This window comes from Streptomyces axinellae (genome assembly GCF_039532135.1).
GTDB lineage: Bacteria > Actinomycetota > Actinomycetes > Streptomycetales > Streptomycetaceae > Streptomyces > Streptomyces axinellae.
The window spans coordinates 91,569-111,035 of the sequence record NZ_BAAARJ010000003.1; the positions used below are offsets into that span (position 1 = coordinate 91,569).

Annotated in this window: 16 protein-coding genes and 1 pseudogene; 4 read left to right on the forward strand and 13 right to left on the reverse strand. The window is 73.6% G+C overall.

Annotated elements, in window-relative coordinates; all coding sequences use genetic code 11:
* Positions 1-117: 117 nt before the first annotated feature.
* Both ABD339_RS04940 and ABD339_RS04945 read left to right on the forward strand, forming a co-directional pair.
* A complete protein-coding gene (locus ABD339_RS04940; RefSeq protein WP_344562547.1) occupies positions 118-333 on the forward strand; it encodes a hypothetical protein in 216 nt (71 codons plus the stop codon).
* On the forward strand, positions 330-500 hold the full coding sequence (locus tag ABD339_RS04945; RefSeq protein WP_344562548.1) for a hypothetical protein: 171 nt from the start codon (positions 330-332) through the stop codon (positions 498-500). Before ABD339_RS04940 ends, ABD339_RS04945 begins: the two co-directional genes overlap by 4 nt.
* Before the next feature lie 1,047 nt (positions 501-1,547).
* On the opposite strand, the gene ABD339_RS04950 is transcribed toward ABD339_RS04945, so the two are convergent.
* From ABD339_RS04950 to ABD339_RS05010, 13 genes and pseudogenes are all read right to left on the reverse strand, one after another.
* Positions 1,548-2,006 carry a hypothetical protein gene (locus ABD339_RS04950; RefSeq protein ID WP_344562549.1) on the reverse strand — a complete coding sequence of 153 codons (459 nt, stop codon included), beginning with the start codon at positions 2,004-2,006 and terminating at the stop codon, positions 1,548-1,550.
* 169 nt (positions 2,007-2,175) lie between these two features.
* On the reverse strand, positions 2,176-2,676 hold the full coding sequence (locus tag ABD339_RS04955) for a GNAT family N-acetyltransferase (RefSeq protein ID WP_344562551.1): 501 nt from the start codon (positions 2,674-2,676) through the stop codon (positions 2,176-2,178).
* Positions 2,677-2,770: 94 nt separating this feature from the next.
* Positions 2,771-3,142 (reverse strand): DUF4260 family protein, encoded by a 372-nt coding sequence (locus tag ABD339_RS04960; RefSeq protein ID WP_344562553.1) that lies wholly within the window; start codon positions 3,140-3,142, stop codon positions 2,771-2,773.
* Entirely contained in the window at positions 3,139-3,375 is a 237-nt protein-coding gene (locus ABD339_RS04965) for a hypothetical protein (RefSeq protein WP_344562555.1), read from the reverse strand. Before ABD339_RS04965 ends, ABD339_RS04960 begins: the two co-directional genes overlap by 4 nt.
* Complete coding sequence (locus ABD339_RS04970) at positions 3,372-4,685, reverse strand: FAD-dependent monooxygenase (RefSeq protein ID WP_344562557.1); 1,314 nt, start codon at positions 4,683-4,685, stop codon at positions 3,372-3,374. The genes ABD339_RS04965 and ABD339_RS04970 overlap by 4 nt, the downstream gene beginning before the upstream one ends.
* A 98-nt stretch (positions 4,686-4,783) precedes the next feature.
* Positions 4,784-5,695: a 4'-phosphopantetheinyl transferase family protein gene (locus ABD339_RS04975; RefSeq protein WP_344562559.1), complete on the reverse strand. Its 912-nt coding sequence runs from the start codon at positions 5,693-5,695 to the stop codon at positions 4,784-4,786.
* Positions 5,688-6,758, reverse strand: coding sequence for a beta-ketoacyl-[acyl-carrier-protein] synthase family protein (locus tag ABD339_RS04980; protein ID WP_344562561.1), 1,071 nt, complete (start codon positions 6,756-6,758; stop codon positions 5,688-5,690). Before ABD339_RS04980 ends, ABD339_RS04975 begins: the two co-directional genes overlap by 8 nt.
* On the reverse strand, positions 6,758-10,045 hold the full coding sequence (locus ABD339_RS04985) for a type I polyketide synthase (RefSeq protein ID WP_344562562.1): 3,288 nt from the start codon (positions 10,043-10,045) through the stop codon (positions 6,758-6,760). Before ABD339_RS04985 ends, ABD339_RS04980 begins: the two co-directional genes overlap by 1 nt.
* Before the next feature lie 2 nt (positions 10,046-10,047).
* Positions 10,048-10,407 carry an acyl carrier protein gene (locus ABD339_RS04990; protein WP_344562563.1) on the reverse strand — a complete coding sequence of 120 codons (360 nt, stop codon included), beginning with the start codon at positions 10,405-10,407 and terminating at the stop codon, positions 10,048-10,050.
* A 39-nt stretch (positions 10,408-10,446) separates the two neighbouring features.
* Complete coding sequence (locus ABD339_RS04995; protein WP_344562564.1) at positions 10,447-12,267, reverse strand: acyl-CoA dehydrogenase family protein; 1,821 nt, start codon at positions 12,265-12,267, stop codon at positions 10,447-10,449.
* A complete protein-coding gene (locus ABD339_RS05000; protein ID WP_344562566.1) occupies positions 12,261-14,243 on the reverse strand; it encodes an acyl-CoA dehydrogenase family protein in 1,983 nt (660 codons plus the stop codon). Before ABD339_RS05000 ends, ABD339_RS04995 begins: the two co-directional genes overlap by 7 nt.
* Positions 14,240-16,156 (reverse strand): AMP-binding protein, encoded by a 1,917-nt coding sequence (locus ABD339_RS05005; protein WP_344562568.1) that lies wholly within the window; start codon positions 16,154-16,156, stop codon positions 14,240-14,242. Before ABD339_RS05005 ends, ABD339_RS05000 begins: the two co-directional genes overlap by 4 nt.
* A gap of 569 nt (positions 16,157-16,725) precedes the next feature.
* Positions 16,726-17,067 (reverse strand): annotated as a pseudogene (locus tag ABD339_RS05010) (flavoprotein); the annotation flags it as partial.
* 168 nt (positions 17,068-17,235) lie between these two features.
* On the opposite strand from ABD339_RS05010, the gene ABD339_RS05015 reads away from it, so the two are divergent.
* Together ABD339_RS05015 and ABD339_RS05020 are read left to right on the forward strand one after the other, a co-directional pair.
* Positions 17,236-17,880, forward strand: coding sequence for an HAD family hydrolase (locus ABD339_RS05015; protein ID WP_344562569.1), 645 nt, complete (start codon positions 17,236-17,238; stop codon positions 17,878-17,880).
* A gap of 88 nt (positions 17,881-17,968) precedes the next feature.
* Positions 17,969-19,132, forward strand: coding sequence for a helix-turn-helix domain-containing protein (locus ABD339_RS05020; protein WP_344562571.1), 1,164 nt, complete (start codon positions 17,969-17,971; stop codon positions 19,130-19,132).
* Positions 19,133-19,467: the final 335 nt, after the last annotated feature.

Below are 19,467 nucleotides of genomic sequence, written 5' to 3' on the forward strand. Positions count from 1 at the left end.
GCCCATCGTTGTCACCGGACGACCGCGGAGCGTGACAAAGGTCGGGTGCGTCTGCGAGGTGCGCCGACCCGCAGAGCAGCCATTTCGGGACGCGGAAGAGGCGGAGAAGAGGGTCACATGGCAATGGAGTTGGCCGAGGAGGAGCAATACGGGCCGGTATGGGAACCCGTACCGGCCCCCGGTTGCGACGTGTGCGAACTGCTCGCCCAGGACCGGGAGAGTGCCCGGACGCAGGGGCACGGCCTGACGGTGCGGAGCTGCAACGCCGTGATCGCGGGACATCCGCACGGGCGGGAGGGCCGGACGGCGGGCACGGAGAGGACGCGACGGTGAGCAAGCCACCCCACCTTCGCCGCGCGAGCGGCACCGCGCGCGGGGGAAGCATCGTGGACAAGGACCGCCGCGCGGAGTCCGCACAGGCCCACCGCCGCGCCGACCTTCTGGAGCGCATGCGACGGCGGACCGGCGCCCCGGCGGAGGAGGACGGGCGTTCGCGGTGAACCGTTGCCCCTCCGGAGACGTTGTCTCGCAGGGCACGCCACGCCAGAAAGGCGCGGGACAGTGAATGACGCGCCCGACCTGCGATCACCATGGGGGCAACCAGACCATGCCGAAGTCATATGCCGAGCAGGACCCGTACGAGAAGGTACGGAACAGCCGAGCGACCCTTTCCGCCAGAGGGAGAACCTCCGATCCGGAGAAGGAATTCTGGCGGACCCAGGTCTGCCTTCCCCTCTTCAGGGTGGCAAGGGATCGGGCACGCGAGGCACAAGTACAACCGAAACTGCTCATCGATTGGTGCAAGCAGATCGAGCAACAGGCGAAGGAGGCACGGACGTCGGGGGTGGCCCCCTACGACTTCATGCTGAGGTACGGGCAGGAGGCGGCGGACAGTTTCGCTCAAGCCCAGCTGGAGAATGAGGAGAAGCAGCGCATAAGTCGGGAGACGGCGGAGCAGGAGGCGGCGTCAGCCCTGCCACCGGCCCCGGCTGCGCCCATCGGTGGCCCCGCGCAGGCCGAAGTACCGTCGGCCCCTTCCGGTGGCCCGGGTTCCTCCGAGTTCGCAGCCGCTGCGAGGGGCCGACAGTCGGCCTTCGGGCCGGATGGCCGACACCTGCCTCCGCTCGGGCGTGACCTCGGGACGCTTCGGCCCGTAGGAGGTCTGTCGGCTGCCTTCGGACCAACAGGAAGGAACTTGCCGGTTCCCCACGGGTACGACCTGCCTACGGCTGCGGCAGCGTATCCTCCGGCAGCGACATATCCGGGGCAACGTCCTGGGCAGTCCCCGTCGTCGCCGAAGCCGGGACCGAGGCGAGGCTGAACGGGGCCGAACGGCCGTCGGCGACCACCCCCGTACCCGTCACCCCCTGAACCGGTGACGCAGGCTCACCCACAGCGACTCGCCGGACACCGGCCGCCGCAGCTCGCCGGACACCAGCCGCCGCAGGCGGTCACGTGGCCCGTGAAGCTTCGCCACCCCGGCTCCAGGGCGGGGAGCCCGGCCCCTTCGGGGCACCCGGCCTTCACGGACGGCCCCTTGGGTCGGGTCAGTCGCCCTTCAGGGTGTACTTGCAGCCCTTGGTGCTCGTGCCGCCCGCGTTCTCGGCGACCTGCTTGCCATCGACCTCGATGGCGCACGACGGATACACGTACTGACCGTCGGGGCCCGGCACCGCCTGTGGCGTGATGTACAGCGGGATTCCCAACTTCAGCTGGGCGCCCTTGAGTTCGACCTTGACGGCCTTCTTCCAGGGCAGGGTGACCTTTCCGAAGTGGTTGGTGTCCGCCATCCAGTCGATCTGCGGTGTGCCCTCGCCCTTGGCCTCCAAGGTGACCTCATGGGTCTGGGGCGGTCCCCATTTGTCCTTCTTCTTCGCCGAGGACTTGTGCTTCTCCGACGCGGATTCTCCGCTGTCGCTCTTCGCCGATCCGCCGTCCAGGACGCCGCATCCCGTCAGCAGAACCGCCGACATCACCAGTGCCGCCGCACCGACAGCCTTGCGCATCTTGCCCCCTTGCGAGAAGTCCACCCCGCCGGTCAAGCGGGGGCACGCTGAGCGATGATAGCGGCACAGCCAGTTCGCGCAAGCAACTGGCCCACGGAGCAGCCCGGTTCGGCCCCCCGGCCGACCGGCCGCACTCTCCCCGCAGCCGGTTGACCAGCAAGATCACGGATCACTGCCGCGGCGGCAGGTCGCGCTGGTACCGGACGCCCGGCTTCCCGCCGAGGTCTGCCGGATCGACCGGGCCGACCAGGACGAATCCGGCCTTGGTCAGCACCTTCCGGGACGCGGCGTTCTCGTTGGCCGTGGCCGCGCGCAGGGTGCGCAGCCCGTGCCGCGACACCGCCAGCCGGCACAGCTCCCGGACGGTCGCCGTCGCCACGCCCCGGCCGGTGACATGCTCCGCGACGCGGTAGCCGAGGTCCGCGCTCCGGTCCTGGATGTCGACCAGGTTGAACCTGCCCAGCACCGAACCGTCCTCGGCGAGGAGTACGTGAAAGGCGCAGACCCCGGCCTCCTGCTCGGCCAGCAGGGCTTCGAACCGGCTGGTGAACTCGGCGAAGAACGCGTCGCCACGGTCGGGGACGGAGGCGGCGAACCAGGCGCGGTTCGCCAGCTCGAAGGCCAGGACCGCCGGGGCGTGCTCAGCGTGCAACTGCTTCAGCTCGGACACCGCCCGACTCTATCCGGACGGCGGCCCGGACGCTCGGGGTCCGCTCCGTCGGATTCGCGTGCGTAAATACCCTATGAGGCGGTCCGGTCCGGCCTCACCGGCGTGAGCCGTCCGCCGCCCGGGGGCCATATCCGCACGCCCGGTCCACCCCGATATGGGCCAGCCAGCCGCAGCCCGCCGCGCACAGCTCACCGCTGCCGAGGAGCCGGGCGGCGCCCAGCAGGGCCAGAGGGACACCGGGCGAGTGCAGGGCGTTGTACGGGCGTACCGCGTAACGCGGCAGCGGGTCGAAGGCCGGGGCGGAGGCGATGCCGTACAGCAGGGCCACGTCCGGGAGGAGGGCGCAGGTCCACAGCGCACGGCGGCTGCGGGGGCCCGGGGCACGCGCCCCCGCGCACAACGCGGCCACGCTGACCGCCGCGCTCAGCGCACGGCCCCCAGGGCTGCGCCAGGTCCAGCCGTTCATCCGCGCACCCGCCTCCCGCGCCCCCCGCGCCTCCCGTGCACCCCTCCGCCTCGCGGGCCGGCCGGACGGCCCCCCGCGAGCCCCGGTACCGCGCGCCGTACCGGGTGAACGCCCAGACCGCGCAGGGCCGAGCCCAGCAGCGTGGCGCGCACGCGCGAGATGCCCTGGGCCCGGGCGTGCAGGGGGGCGAGGGCCCGCAGTTCGGCCAGAGAGGGCGGTGGCGGTGCGCTCATCGGGGCTTCCCCTCCTCGGGGACGGCGGCAAGGGGGACGGCGGCAAGGGGGACACCGGCGGCGGCGGCGGCTGCGGCTGCGGCACGCGGCAGCGGGCGCTGTCCCGGAAAGTAGGCGGGGGCCAGTACCCGGCGCTGGAGTGTCCGGCTGGAGTTGAGGGCGCGGTAGACGGATCTGCGCACCACGGCCGCCGCCGGTGCGGCCAGGGTGAACATCCGCTCCTGGCGCAGTTGCAGAGCCCGCGAGCGCGCCACGTCCCGCTCCCGGCCGCGCTGGAAGCGCTCCAGTACCCCGTCCGGCACGGTCCTGCCGACCGGTCGGGCGGCGCCGTTCTCCAGCGCGTCCGCGACCAGGGGCGCGAGCGCGACGGCGTCGGCGAGCGCGTGGTTGACGCCTTGGCCGAGGACGGGCGAGAGGGTGTGCGCCGCGTCGCCGATGAGGACGACGCCGGGCGCCCACCAGCGCGCCACCCGCGTGGTGAAGATGTCCAGCAGCACGGTGTCCGACCAGTCGCGCAGCCCCTCGGAGAGGACGTCGGCGGCTTCGGGGGCCAGCTCGGCGAGGCGGTCGCGGAGCACGGCGGGCCCGGCTCCTCCCGAACGCAGCGCGCGCAGCCCGCCCTTGGGGATGTTGAGGCCGATCCGTACGGTGCCGTCGGTGCTGGGCAGGAACAGCCCGTGGCTGCCCCGGCTGATGCGTACCCGGTAGGCGCGGCGGTCCCAGCCCTGGGGGGAGGCGAGCTTGAGCCAGATCACGTCCCGTTCCAGCGGGGTGCGCCGGGCGTGTACGCCGAGCCCGGCCATCCGGCGTACGTCGCTGTAGCGGCCGTCCGCGCCCACGGTCAGCGCGGCCGTGATCTCGACCGGCCCCCCGGGCGTGCTCGCGCGTACGCCGGTCACGGTCCGGCCCGCGCCCAGCAGTGCGATGGCGGTGGCGGGCGCCAGCACGGTGCACCGGCCGGGCAGGGCGACAGGCGCGGCGAGCGCGAACCGCAAGGCGGGCTGGGCGATTTCGACGGGGTGGCGGTAGGCGTAGGGGAAGTCCGCGAAGCGGACGTCCAGCACGCGCCGTCCGGCGTCCTGGATCTCCAGCCGATCGACGCGGTGTACGGCCCCCGCGGCGCGCAGGCCGCCGAGCACGCCGAGTTCGTCCAGCAGGCGCACCCCGTCCGGGGAGACGGACTCGCCCCGGAAGGCGGGCCCGGCGCTCCTGGCCGGGTCGCGCCGCTCCACCACGACGGCCTCCCGGCCGAGCCGGGCCAGCGCCCGTGCGAGGGCGAGCCCGCCCGGCCCGCCACCGACGACACACACTTCGGTGCGGATCCTCCGCGGGGTGCCGCCTCCACGGGTCCGGTCCCCACCGGTCCGGTCCCCACCGGTCCGGTCCCCACCGGTCCGGTCCTCAGCGCTCATCCGGCGTCCCCCGCCGCGTCGGACACCAGCGCATCGATGAGCCCGGCATCGAGCATCGTGGCGGCGGCCGTGTCACTGGTGTCGCCGAAACCGGCGTCGTAGAGGGCGACGCTGACGGTGTAGGCACGGTCCACCAGGCAGGTGTGGAAGGCCCATTCGTCGCCGGTGCCGGGCGCCCCGTCCGGCCTGAGCACCTGCTGCACCGCGCGGTCTCGCGGGCCGAAGCCGAACTCGGTGAAGCGGAAGCGCATGCCCTGGCCGATGGCCTTGCTGTACGCCTCCTTCAGCGTCCACAGCCGTACCAGCGCGGCGTTGCGCCGCTCCTCCGCGATCTGGGCGAGGGTGTGGCTCTCGTACGGCGTGCACACCTGGTGCTCGGTGCCCAGGCCCAGCATGGGGCGGTCCTTGGCCTCGGCGTCCACGCCGATCCAGCCGCGCCGGGTGAGGCCGGCGAGCAGCAGGTTCTCGGTGTGGCTGAGGCTGATGTCGATCTGGTCGAGGCCGCGCATGTAGGGGCGTCCGCCGGGCTTGTAGGCCAGCTCGACCGATTCCACGGACGCTTCGACGACCGCGCAGGCGACATGCTTGAGCAGCAGCCGGGAGGCCACGAACCGGGAGCGGACCTGATGGTGGGTCATCGACCGGAAGCGGGCGTAGTCCCGTCCCAGCACCGGCCGCAGCCCGGGATCCTCCAGGTCGGGCGGCAGCCAGTCCGCCAGCCGCGCGTGCACGACGACGCTGCCGTGCCGCGCGACGGCCTCCCGTACCCGGTCCCAGGGTCCCTCGGGCCCGCTCATCCGCACCGGCCGGGCGAACGCCGCCGTCGCCCGCCGGTTCACCGCGGGGCCCGGGAACAGGAGGGCGGCGGGTGCGGGACGTGGGGCACCGGAGGGGGCGGGCTCAGACATGGGGCGCCTCCACGGTGAAGCCGGCCTTTATCCACTTGCTGGACTCGATGGCGATGCCGAGTGCGCGCTGTCCGGGCCGTATGCGGTCGAGCAGCCGCTCCAGTTGCAGGAAGACGAGCGCGTTTCCGTTGTTGCCCGTCTCCGCGACACAGGAGACCTCCCGCCACTTGAGGCCGTGGCTCAGCTCTCTCGCGATCCGCTCGGTCATCCGGCCGCCGAGCTGCGGCGGGAGCAGGTGGTCGATGCTCCCGGGCGGCCATCCGCAGGCGTCGAGCAGCTCGTCGCGCACCTCCAGGGCCATGACGGGCACCCGCTGTTCGACGGCCTTGTAGTCCTCGGTGGCAGCGGGCCGGTCCGACGCGCGGTCGGCGGCGCCGAACCACTCCACCCGCTGCCCCGGCGGCAGGCCCAGCCCGTCGAGGCGGTGCGTGACGTGCGTGAGCGCGGCCCGGGTGCGAGCGTCACGGGGGCCCGGCGCCGCGCCGACGAGGGCCGCGCCCGCACCGTCCCCGAACAGCACGTAGTTGACGAGGGTGCCCGGCGGCAGCCGCCGGAAGTCCTGGCGCAGGTCGAGGTGTCTGGCGCACACGTCACCGCCGACGACCAGCCCCGGGGCGCCGCCCCCCGCCCCGTCGGCCAGCAGCGCGCGGGCGAGCGCGAACGCCTGCACGGCGCCCGTGCACCCGGACTGGAGCTGGTAGACGGGCGTGCCGCCGATGCCGAGGCGGTCGGCCAGCAACGCGGCCGTGGTGGGCATCAGCGCGTCGGGGGTCGCGGTGGCCAGCACGACGAAGCCGACACCGTCCGGCTCCACCCCCGCGTCGGCCAGCGCCCGGTCGGCGGCGTCGGTGCACAGGTCCTCCAGCGTCCAGCGGACCTGTCCGCCCGCCAGATCGACGGCGAAGTGCCGGGCCCTGGTGCCGATGAAAGCCTCCATCCACTCCGAGGCGATACCCAGCGCGGCGGCCAGCGTCTCGTTGTCCACGGGCTCGCCGGGCAGCGCCGTGCCCACCCCCAGCAGGTGCAGGGCGCCGCCCCGGCGCGCGGTGCCGCCGGGGGGCATCAGAGGACCGCCGGTGCCAGCAGGCCGCGCACGTGATCGGCGAGGGACCCGACGCTCACCAGGCTGGGCAGCAGCTCGGGCAGCGACAGCTCGCCCAGCTCGGGAAAACGCGTCTCCAGGCGGTACTTCAGCTCCATGAGCATCACCGAGTCGAAGCCGAGGTCGTCGTAGAAGCGCAGCTGAGCACCGAGCGCGTCCGCCTCGCCTCCCACGATCCGCGCCACCACCTCGCGCACCCCGGCCGCGACGTCGGCCCCGGCCCCGGCCCCGGCCCCGGCCCCCTCCCGAACACCGGCCCCGGCCTCCCCCCGGACACAGGTCCCGGCCTCCCCCCGGACACAGGTCCCGGCCTCCTCCCTGGCGCGGGCCGGCTCGTCCGCATCCCCCGTCATCGCGGGGGCATCCCCCGCCGTGGCCGGGGCGCCGCCGGGTGCGGGCGGCTGCTGTCGCCAGGAGCGCCAGCGGGTGGCGAAGCGGTGTGCGGGCATCCGTACGGTGCGGCGGTCGCCGGGTGCGTACAGCGCGTCCCATTCGGGGTCGAGCCCGTCCTGGTAGAGGCGGGCCAGGATCTCGGCGGGACGGCGCGGCCCGGAGGCGGCGTCGCGGCAGACGGGCAGCGCCGGGATGCCACGCGAGGCCGAGATCCTGCGCAGCAGCCCCGTGAGCACCGGCTTGGGGCCGATCTCCACGATGTGGGTGGGCGGTTCGGGCCCCGCGCACAGCGAGCCGACCGCCTCCTCGAAGCGCACGGTCGCCCGGATCTGCGCCGTCCAGTAGGCGGCGTCCAGTGCGCTGCCCTCCGCCGGCGGACCGCCGTACACCGTCGAGTGGAACGGCAGCCGGGGCGCCGCGCCCGGCACCCGCGCGGCGGTCCGCGCGAACCGGTCGAGCACCGGTTCCATGAGCGGCGAGTGGAAGGCGTGCGAGACGGCCAGCGGGGTGCAGCCGAACCCGCCGCGCTCCAGTTCGGCACGCAGCCGCGCCAGTGCGGCCAGGTCGCCGGAGAGCACGGTGGCGCCCGGCCCGTTGACGGCGGCCACGGACACCAGCGGCTCGCACTCGGCCAGCCCCTCGGCCTCCCGTACCCGGGCCCGGGTCGCCAGCATGCCGCCGCCCTCGGGCAGCGCCTCCATCAACGCGCCGCGTACCGCGACGAGTTGGGCGGCCCCCGGCAGATCCAGCGCACCGGCCGTCACCGCCGCGGCGAACTCCCCGACGCTGTGCCCGATCACGGCGGCGGGCCGCACGCCCAGCTCGCACAGGGTCATGGCCAGCGCGTACTCGACGGCGAAGAGCGCGGGCTGGGTGCTGCGGGTGCGGTGTACGCGATCGCCGCCGCCGAGGATCAGCTCGCGCACCGGCTCGACGGTGCAGGGCCGAAGGGCCTCCGACGCCTCGTCCAGGAAGCGGCGGTAGAGCGGCGAGGCCGCGTACAGCTCCGCCGTCATCCCCGGATACTGCGCGCCCTGCCCGGTGAACGCGAACGCCACGACGGGCCGTTCGCCGGGCCCTTCGGGGGGCGCTCCGAGGTGTCCTCCGGCGGCCCCGTCGGGGGAGCCTCCGGCGGGTCCGTCGGAAGGTGCCTCCGACCCGGCCCCCGCGCGCAGCGCCGCCGTGAGTTCGTCCGGCGTCGCGGCGACGGCCGCGAAGCGGCAGGGCAGCGCGGCGCGCACGCGGTTGCTCGTACGGCACAGCGCCGCCAGATCGCGCTCCGGAGTGCGGGCGGCGGCCTCCGCCTGGACGGCGAGGTTGTCGCGCAGGGCCTCGGGGGTGTCCGCGGAGAGGGTGAACACGGCGACGGGCGGCGGTACTTGGCCCGCGTCCGATGCGGGCCGCCCCGACAGGTCCGCGTCCGATGCGGGCCGCCCCGATGTCGGCACGGGCGCCGGTTCGCGTGCGGGCGCCGGTTCGCGTGCGGGCGCCGGTTCGGGGCCTGGCACGGGCGCCGGTTCACGTGCGGGTGGCGGGCCGAGGACGAGGTGGGCGTTGGTGCCGCCCATGCCGAAGCTGGAGACCCCCACCCGGCACCCGGCGCCCTCCGCCGCCAGGTCCAGCGGCGCGGTGACCAGTTCCATGCCGCGCCGGGCCAGCGCCAGGCGCGCGTTCTCCTCGCCCGCCGCCGGGCCCGGCGGCACTACGCCCTCGCGCAGCGCGAGAACGGCCTTGATCAGGCCCGCGATACCGGCGGCCCCCTCGGTGTGCCCGAGGAGGGCCTTGACCGAGCCGAGAGCCAGCGGGCTCTCGCGCGGGCCGCGCCGTGCGCCGAGCGCGTCGTCGAGGGCGAGCACCTCGATGAGGTCGCCGAGCGCGGTGCCGGTGCCGTGCGCCTCCACGTAGCGGACGCGCCCCGGTTCGGCCCCGGCGCGCTCGCGGGCCGCCGTGATCACCTCGCGCTGGGCGGCCCGGTGCGGCGCCATGATGCCGTTGCTGCGCCCGTCCTGGTTGACGGCGCTGCCGTGGAGGACGGCGTGCACCGGGCCCCCGTCCCGCAGCGCGTCGGCCAACCGCCGCAAGGCCACCACGCCGACACCCTCGCCGCGTCCGATGCCGTCGGCCGCCGCCGCGAACGGCTTGCAGCGCCCGTCGGCGGCGGCCAGCCCGGACTGGCGGTAGATCTGGTCGAGCGCGGTGCCGATGACGAGGTTCACACCGCAGGCGAGCGCGAGATCGCACTCATCTGCCAGCAGCGCGGTGCGGGCCAGGTGGACGGCGACGAGCGAGGAGGAGCAGGCGGTGTCCACGGTCAGGCTGGGCCCGCGCAGGTCGAGTTGGTAGGCGAGGCGGTTGGCCAGCATCGCGCGCCCGCTGCCGGTGCCGGTGCGCGGTGTGATGCCGGCGGGGTCGGCCAGGGCGAGCGGGGTCCAGTCGTCGGACATGGCGCCGACGTAGGTGCCCGTGCGGGTGCCCGCCAGCTGTGGCGGCGGCACTCCGCAGTCCTCGACGGCCCGCCAGGCGCACTGGAGCAGCAGGCGCTGCTGGGGGTCCATGGCGGCGGCCTCGGCGGCGGCGATTCCGAAGAAGCCGGGGTCGAAGGCGTCCGCGTCGGTGAGGAAGGCGCCGGGGGCGCCGTTCCGGAAGCGGGAGGCGGGCGGCGTGCCGACAGCTGGTCGCCCGCTGGTCAGCAGCCGCCAGTAGCCCTCGGGCCCGTGCGCGCCGGGAAAGGCGCAGTCCAGGCCGACGACGGCCACGGCGTGCGGGCTCGTGGTGCGGGGACTCGCGATACGGGGACTCGCGGCGTGCGGGCCCGCGGCGCCGGGGCCCGGGGTGCGGGGGTCCGGGGACGGCACGGTCACACCTCCCCGGGGCCGGGGGCGCCGTCCGGCCGCGCGGCGGCGTACTCCTGGGCCAGGTGGCGGGCGAGTGCCTCGACGGTGGGGTGGTCCCAGGCGACGGTCGGCTCCAGGTAGAGCGCGAACTCCTCCTCGATGTCGCCGTAGAGGCTGAGCGCGGCGACCGAGTCGAGGCCGTACTCCGCGAAGGGTGTGCGCGGGTCGATCCCGTGCGCGGGGCGCTGCAGGAACTCCCCGAGCCGGGCGGCCAGCCAGTCCGCGAACTCGCGCTCCCCGAACCGGCCGCGCGCCCGCCCGGGGGCCTGGGGCCGGGCACCTGCGGGTTCGGGGAGCTGGGCCCCGGTGGAATGCGGCACCATGTGATGCTCCTCAGCAGCGTTTCGACGGCGCGCGAGCCGTCAGCCGGCTATCGGGGTGTCGTACAGGTCGTAGCTGCGGGCCTCGTGGTGGCGGGCCAGCACCTCGTCCAGCAGCGTCTCCTCCCAGCCCTCGGGCAGCTTCGGCAGCGGTCGGCCCAGGCGTCTGCCCAGGCGGACGAGGGCGACGGCGAGCCAGCAGGGGTCGGCGAGGAATCCGGTGGAGCTGCCGGTCCCCGCCCCCGGCCCGGCCCCCTCGCAGCCCTCCGGGTGGTCTCCCTGGTGGCGCCACACGCCCAGGCAGGCCGCAGCGGCCAGCAGCAACGCGTAGCGGTCGGCGATGGCGTAGGCACGCGGACTGGCCAGTACGGTGCGGTCCTTGGCGGGCATGGCGGCGCACTCGCGCTGCAGGCCGCGCAGTTCCTCCTCCATCTCACCGGCCAGCGCGGCCAGCGGCTCCGCGTACTCCCCCAGCCGCTCCCCGCACTCCTCGCTCAGCGTCCGCGCCACCCCGTCCAGCGAGCAGGCCAGCCCGTCCGACCCGGCGGCCAGCCCCAGCCGGCCGGGGTCCAGCGGCGGCAGCGGGTCGTGGACGCGGAAGAGGCCCCGGGGCGCGGGCTCGCCCCGGAACCAGGCGGTACGGGCCAGCCGGGGCAGCTGGGGGATGATCGTGGCCTGGCAGGCGGCGGTGCCCGCGTGGCCGAGGCTGATCATCGGCAGGTCCCGTACGTGCTTCTGGAAGGCGCCGTACTCCCCGCCCCGCACATAGAAGTTGGCGCCGAGCACGATCGACAGGTCGTAGGTGGTCTCGGTGAGCAGCTTGGGCAGCAGGTATTTCACGGCCGCCGCGTACACGCTGGTCTCCCCCGGCAGCAGGTGGACGGCGCGGGTGGCGGCCAGCGCGAGGCAGTCGCAGATCAGCAGGTCGGTGAAGGCGCCGACGAGGGTGGCGCGGGCGTGCGGGATCTGGAGCACCGAGCGGTTGTAGAGCTGCCGGTCCAGGGCGAAGCCGACGGCGGTGCGCAGCGCGGTGTCGCCGCCGCCCAGGATCATGGAGGGGACGACGCTGCGGGTGATCTGGAAGGAGCGCAGGGCGAGTTCGACGCCGTCGCCCACCTCGCCGACCAGCGCGTCGGCCGGGACGGGGCAGTCGGTGAACTCGATGCCCGCGTTCTGGCAGCCCCGTACGCCGACGGTGGCGTAGCGCGGCAGGTAGCGCAGCCGGCCTGCCGGGAGGCGGTCCTTCTCGATGAGGAGCACCGAGTGGCTGCGGCTGCCGGGGGCCTCGTCGGTGCGGCTGAAGAGGACCAGTGCCTCGGCGCGTTCGACGTTGTTGATGACGTGTTTGGCGCCGTCGAGGACGAAGCCGCCGGGGGTGGGCGTTGCGCGGAACTCGTTGCGGACGAAGTCGTTGCCGTGCGCCAGCTCGTGGTAGGCGATGGCGAGCCGGCCGCCGCCCAGCAGCAGTGCGGCGACCCGGCGCCGCTGTTCGCGGGTGCCTGCCGCCCAGACGGCGACGGCGGCGAGGAAGGAGGTGACGCCGTAGCCGAGGCCGAGGCTGGCGTCCCGGCGGAAGACGCCGCGCACCACCCGGCCCAGGGTGTCGATCCGCTCCAGCCTGCCGCCCCACTCGGCGGGCACGAACTCGGCGTTGAGCCCGAACGCGGTGAGCGCGTCCTCCGCTTCGGCGAGCAGTTCGCCGCGCTCGTCGGCGGCCAGCAGCGCGGTGAGTCCGAGCGGGTTGTCCGGGTCGGCGGGGTCGCCGAGGCGGCGCTCCAGGTCGGCCACGCGGTACCGGACGCGCACCTCTTCTTCTTCAGCCTCGGTCGGCTCTTCTTCTGTTGCCTGGGTCGGCGTCAGCATGGCGGCCCCTCCGCTGTGCGGCACGGGAGCAGCGAGAACAGCTCCCCGGCCGCGTACTGTTCGGCCATCCGTTCCAGCAGCCGCTCATACAGCGGCTCCCGGACCTCCTCCTGGGCGCCCAGGGGCCGTGGCAGCGGCCCCGTGCTCCCGGGCACAGCGTCCTCCAGGCGGCTCAAGAGCCGGTCCAAAACCGCTTCCAGCCAGACGGGATCTCCGTGCCCGAGGCCCGGGTTGTGCTGCCACAGGCCCAGGGCGCAGGCGGCGGCGAGGCAGGCGCTGTAGCCGCGGGCGAGGTCGAAGCTCTCCACGGGTGCGCCGCCGGGCAGCAGCCGGGCCGCGCCCATCCGCGCGTGCAGCTCGCGGGACGCGGCGCGCAGGATACGGGCCTGCCGCGCCGCGAGGGCGAGCCGCTTGTCGTGCGCCGCGGCCGTCTCCAGCGCCGCCGCGCAGGCGGGCAGCGCGGCGGCCAGGGTGCTGCCGTGCCGCGCGAACAGGCTGAGCAGGCCGGGCCGTAGCTCGGGCAGCGGCTCGCCCAGGCCGAAGGTGACCCGGTGCGCGTCCGGCTGGGGACGCCTGCCCGCTTCGGCAGCCGGGTCCGGGGCCGGTGCCGCGTCCGCGTCCGGGGCCGGTGCCGCGTCCGCGTCCGGAATCGGGGCCGGGGCCGCGTCCGGAGGGTGCCTGGCGAGAGTGCGGAACTGGGCGGTGAGCGCGTACAGGTTCACCATCGTGTTGCCGTCGAAGATGCCCACGATGCGGTGGTCGCGCTCCAGCTTCTGGAAGCGGCCGTGCGCGTGGTGGTCGCTGAGGAAGGAGCGCGCGCCCAGCACCCCGCGCAGCCGTCCGAGCAGGCCGTCGACCACCGTGGGGACGAGGTACTTGGCGACGGCGGAGGTCACGCTCAGCTCGCCGGGCAGGGTGTGGATGCTGCGCGCCGCCACGATGCTGAGGGCCTCGGCGGCGAGCAGGTCGGCGTAGCTCTCGGCCAGCGTGCGCCGCGCCATGGGCAGGTCCAGCAGCCGCCGCCCGAACAGCTCGCGCCCGGCGGCGAACCCGTAGGCCAGCCGCAGCCCGTGGTCGGCGGCGCCCAGGGAGAGCGCGGTGCACAGGGAGCGGGTGATCTGGAGGGACTTGAGGACGGTCTCGGGCCCCTCCCCCTCCCGGCCGACGAGGCAGCCGCGGCCCACCGGCGCCCCGTCGAAGGCGATACCGCTGATGTCGGCGCCGCGGATACCCAGCGTGCGCACCTTGGGCAGGGTGCGGTAGGTGCCGGCGGGCAGTTCGTCCTTGTCCACGAGCAGCAGGCTGAAGCCGCGCGGCCCGCCCTCGGCGCTGGTACGGGCCAGCAGGCACAGCAGGCGGCCCCGGGTGGCGTTGTTGATCAGCCACTTCTCGCCGCTGATGCGGTAGCCGTCCGGGGTGTGTTCGGCCACGACCTCTCCCGCCATCAGGTCGCTGCCGTGCGTGCGTTCGGTGAGCCCGAGGGAGACGGACTCCCCGGAGCACACCAGCCCGGCCAGCCGCTCGGCGCCCGCGCGGTCCTCGGCCACCCAGACGCTCACGGCGCCGAGGAAGGTCTTGCCGTGCCCGACGGCGGTCGTCAGATCGCGCCGGGCCAGCGTACGGACGATCTCCAGTAGTTGGGGCAGCCCGGTGAGGGCCCCGCCGTACTGGGCCGGTACGTAGTAGTGCCGCACGCCGAGCCGGTCCAGGGCCGCGCAGGCCGCCCACGGAAACTCCTCGGCGGCGTCCGCGCGCGCGGCGGCGGCGTAGCTGAACGGCCCGGCCCCGTCGCCGGGGTCCCCCAGCCACCGGTCGAGCCGCTCGGCCAGCGCCCAGCGGGGGGCGGGGACAGGGGCCGGGGCGGAGGCGGGAACAGGAGCGGGGGCGGAGGCGGGAACGGAGGCGGGGGCGGGGACGGGGGCAGGGACGGCCCGCACCGGCCGCCCGGCTTCCGCGCGCTGGCGCAGCACGCTCACGCGCGCTCCCCGAGGCCGGGAGCGGAGCCGGACGAGGGGGCGGAGGTGGAGCCGGGCGAGGGGGCGGAGGCGGAGCCGGGCGAGGGGGCGGAGGTGGAGCCGGGCGAGGGAGCGGGGGCGGAGGCGGAGGTGTGCGGGGGCTTGGGGGCGCCCGTCGCCGCCTCGACCAGTTTGCGGACCTCGGGGGCGATGACCTCGTGCAGGGGCTGGATCTGGCCCTCCAGGAACATGCGGCGCATCGCACGGCGCTGGAGCTTGCCACTGGTGGTCCTGCGCACGGTGCCGGGGCGTACGAGCACCACGTTCTCGGCGGCGACCTCGAACTCCCTGGCCACGCACTGCTGCACGGCCGCCGCCAGCGAGGGCAGTTCGGCGTCGAAGTCCCGGCCGGTGCGCACCTCTTGGACGACGACCACGTGGTCGCGCTCGGACTCGACGGCGAAGGCGGCGCTGGAGCCGAACAGCGCGCTGACGCGCTGCACGCTGCGCTCGATGTCCTGCGGGTAGAGGTTGCGGCCCGCGATGATCACGATGTCCTTGAGCCGGCCGGTGACGAAGAGTTCACCGCCGTCCAACACGCCCAGGTCCCCGGTGCGCAAGAAGCCCGAGGCGCCGTCGCTGGTGGTGGCGTGGAAGGCGTGCGCGTTCTCCATCGGTCTGTTCCAGTAGCCGTGGCCCACGCCGTCGCCGCGCACCCAGACCTCACCGACCTGGCCGGGCGGAAGCTGTGCGTGGCTCTCGGGATCGACGACGCGCACCTCGCAGCCGTGCGGGACACCGGAGCTGACGAGGGTGCGCGAGGCCCGCGCCGGGCGGGCCGCGCGCATCAGGTGGTGCTCCAGGTCTGCGGCGTCCACGGTGCGCTCCCTGGCGGGCTCGTCCGGGACGCCGCCGGTCACCAGGAGGGTGGCCTCCGCCAGCCCGTAGCAGGGGTAGAAGGCCGAGCGCCGGAACCCGGCGGGCGCGAACCGCTGCGCGAAGGCGTCCATGGTCTCGGCCCGTACCGGCTCGGCTCCGTTGACGGCGGTCTCCCAGCGGGACAGGTCGAGCAAGCCGATCTGTTCGTCGCCGACCCGCCGTACGCACAGCTCGTAGCCGAGGTTGGGGCCGCCGCCCGTGGTGATGCCGTAGGTGTCGATCATGTTCAGCCAGCGGGCCGGGCGTTTGACGAAGGCCGTGGGGCTCATCAGCACGCCCCGGCTGCCCAGCCACAGCGGGTGCAGCAAGTGGCCCGCCAGGCCCATGTCGTGGTGGAAGGGCAGCCAGCCGCCGACGACCGAGCCGGCGCCGGTGCGCATGGCCTGCTGGATGGCCTCCTGATTGGCGAGCATGTTGCGGTGGGTGATCATCACACCCTTGGGGTCGCTCACCGAGCCCGAGGTGTACTGGAGGTAGGCGACGTCGTCGGGGTAGAGCCCCGGCTCGTGCCAGTCGCTCTCCGCGCCCTCGGAGGCGGCGGCGCGTTCCGCGCGGTCCGTGGCCAGGCACACCACCTCGGAGTGGCCGATGGTGGCGAGCAGTTGGGAGATCCCGGAGGCGTTGGCCGCGTCCGTCATCAGGTAGCTGACGGCGGCGTCCTTGACGATGTTCGCCACGCGCTCGATGTTCTGGCGGGCTCCGGCGGGCGGTGGCGCGGGCACGGCCACGGCGCCGGCCAGCAGGCAGCCGAGAAAGCTGACGGCGAACTGCTGCCCGTCGGTGTGCAGGATGAGCACCCGCTGCCCGTGGCAGCCGCGCTCCTGGAGCCAGGCGGCGAGCCGCAGCGCGCGGCGGCCCAGTTCGCCGTAGGTGAGGGAGTCCGCCTCCAGCCGGTCGCCGTCGTGGCCGGGTCGGACGAACTGGTAGACCGTCTCGCCGGACAGCTCCGCCATCCGCTGTACCGCGAGTTCGGTGAAGTTCCTGGGCACAGCCATCATCGCCCCCATATCCCCGTTGGCGGCCCGCCGTGGGGCGGGACCCCTTCCGGATGACCGCGAACCCGTCATCCTTGGCCAGAGCTTGACCCTGTTCTCTCAAGCCCGCCTCTATTCCACGTGGACCTCGGGGAACGGGAGGCCCGTACCTGCTCGTCCGTCCCTTGCTGCCGCTCCCGGGCCTGCTCCCCTCTCAGCTGCGGCTCGCTCATGTACGGCACGACCCACAGCTGCCCGTACGTCGAAAGCGCCCTCCACACCACACCCAGCACCTTGCGGACCCACACCATTCGGACCTCCCGGTGACGACGTCCACCGAGGGTGGGGCCGGCGGCTCGACAACGGCTCCAGAAGCGCACGGGGTCCGCCGCCCACGCGCTGGGGAGCTGGGGGTGGGGGCTCGGGGCGGGAGGCTCGGGGTGGTGTCGGCGGCGTCACCGGTTAAACCAGTGACGTTTGTGCGGTGCGGGCGGGGGGCGACGGGACGGGCGGCACTCCGAAGGGCGACCTGGGGTCGAACCCGGTGGGGAGTTCGCGTACGTCGCCCCCGGCCCCCGACGCGGGCTATCCGGCACACCCAGATGCACGGCCTCCGCCGGGATCCCCAACGCGACAGTGTCGGTGATCCCGGCAGCCCACTTGCAGGCGCTCGTCGTGGTGAGCGGCGCGACAAGCATCGCGTCAGCCTTCGGCAGCCCGCCCGATTCACCCGGCACCGTGTACCGGTGCCGTACAGCGTGCCCGGTCAGCGCCCCCAACTCGGCCACACGAGACGCCCACCAGCCCACAGCGGTCGGAGACAGAATCAGGCAGGTGTCCCACCCGGCGGCCTGTGCGGCACGCACACCGTCATCGATGTACTGCGCCGGGCCTGCCGCACAGGCGATCAGGTAGAGCACGGGCTTCGCCATGCGGTGAGTCCACAGCGCCGGGCCAAGCCACGCGACTCGGGGCCTGGCGAGGGTCGCTCCCCTGTGCCCGCCTCCGACGCGGAGGCCGACCGCCGATGATCGCTGGTGCGGACACGGGGCGTGCTGGTGAAGGGCCGTCCGGGAGTGTGGACCCGTAGGCTGCTGGCGATGATTACCACCATCGTCTTTGACGTCGGCGAAACCCTCACGCGTGATGACCGCCATTGGGGACGGTGGGCCGACTGGCTCGACATCCCGCGACACACGCTGTCCGCTCTCGTCGGCGCCGTCGTCGCACAGGGCCGTGACAACGCTGACGCACTCAGACTGATTCGTCCCGGAATCGACCTGCGGGCCGAGCGCGCCGAGATGGAGCGCGCAGGGCTCAGCGAGTTCCTGGACGACTCGGATCTGTACGAGGATGTACGTCCCGGTCTCGCTGCCCTCCGCGACGCCGGCTACGCGGTCCACGTCGCGGGTAACCAGACCGCACGGGCCGGGGGGCTCCTCCGCGCCCTCGACCTCCCGGCCGACAGCATCTCAACGTCTGCCGAGTGGGGCGTCGCCAAACCGGATCCGGACTTCTTCGAGCGTGTGATCCGGGTAACGGGCGCCGCGCCGGCCTCGATCCTGTACGTGGGCGACCATCCGGCCAACGACATCGTTCCCGCCAAGCGCGTCGGGCTACGTACCTGCCTGATTCGACGGGGCCCTTGGGGTCACTTGTGGGCTGACGAGCCGGATGTCACCCCGGACTGGCACATCGACAGCCATCACGACCTGCTTCCGCTCCTCGCATCGTCCGGGGCCTGATACTCCAAGGGGCCCAGAACCCCGGCCGGTCAGCGCTACCGTGCTGTCGCCTGCACAAACCGAGGGAACCCGCATGGTCCCAGACCCAATGCGCGATGTAGGCCGCAACATCGCGGCCCTGCGCCGCATGGCCAACATGACACAACTCGAACTCGCGGCTGCCGCAGGCGTCTCGTACGCGATGGTGCGCGCCGTGGAACGGGGCGCTCGCCACCCTAGCGATGACGTCCTCGACGCGTTTGCAGGTGCGCTCGGCGTGGACCCCAGCCGTCTTCTCGGGCACCGGGGCCGAACAGACTCACGCGTCCACGACATGGTTCCCCGCCTGTCGAAGGCCATCGCGGCCTACGACCTGCCGGAGGATGGCCCGGTACGGCCGCTGCACGAACTGCGCGGTGCGGTGGCCGAGCTGGTCAACTGGCGAGTGGGAGCGCAATACCTGCGGATTGCTCGTACCGCTCCGTTGCTGCTGGAGGAACTGTCCCGCGCTCTGGTCATGGACCAACGAGAAGAGACGGAAGTTGCCCGACTGCTGGTGTCGGCCTACCGGGCTGCGGACGCGGTCGCCTACAAGTTCGGCCACAGAGACCTTTCGGCACGGCTGGTCGAGTTGATGAGGTGGGTTGCGCCAATGGCCGTAGATCCTCTGCTCGACGCGATAGTTGCCTACGTACGAACCGAGACGTTCTTCGCGGCGCGCGCTCACGGTCCCGGGCTGCGCGCGCTGGAGCAAGCCGTCGACGCGGCTCCCGCACCCGACGACGTTCCGAGCAAGGCGGCACGGGGCTCACTCCATATGCGGGCCGCGGTCATCTCTGGGCGCGCTGGACACGCGGATGCTGCGGTGGCGCACCTGGCTGAAGCTCACCGTCTGGGCGATGAGGTGCCCGAAGGCGTGTATCAGGGGACGGCGTTCGGACCGTCGTCGGTACGCATCCATGAGGTGTCGGTTGCTGTTTCCCTGGGCGATACTCACCTTCGGCGCGCATTGGACATCGCCCATGAGTGGACCCCTCCCCGGGACATTCCGGCCGAACGCCGCTCGGGCTTCTGCATCGAGGTCGCGCGAGCCCAACTGTGGGCGGGTCTACGGGACGACGCGTTCGAGTCCCTGAAGGAGGCGCGGCGCTTCGCTCCGCAACACACCCGCGAGCACCCTTGGGTTCGAGAGGACGTTGCCACCTTGCGGAGGCTCAAGCGAGCTGACCGCGAGGATCTGTCGAACTTCGCCGACTGGTGTCACGCGGTCTGACCACAGCGGTCTGACCACAGGGGGGCGAAGACCGCTACAGGCTGTAGCAGTTGTAGCGGTCTTCACCCGTCAGCATCTGCATGTCCGCAATCGACAGGCAGATGGGACCGGCATGAGTCAGGTCGCGCCTTCAGCACCCGTCGCGACACAGCAGACGGTGGGATTCGCCCGACTGCACGGTGAATCGGGCATAGCGTGCGGCGTGGTGACCGGAAAGCCGGCGCCCGCTGACGAACTCCGAGGAACCCACATCCCGGGGGTGCGGCGGTGACGACGATGACGATCCGCGTCTCCCGCGACTCCGGCCGCACTTGGAGCCCGAAGCGGCGGGTCCG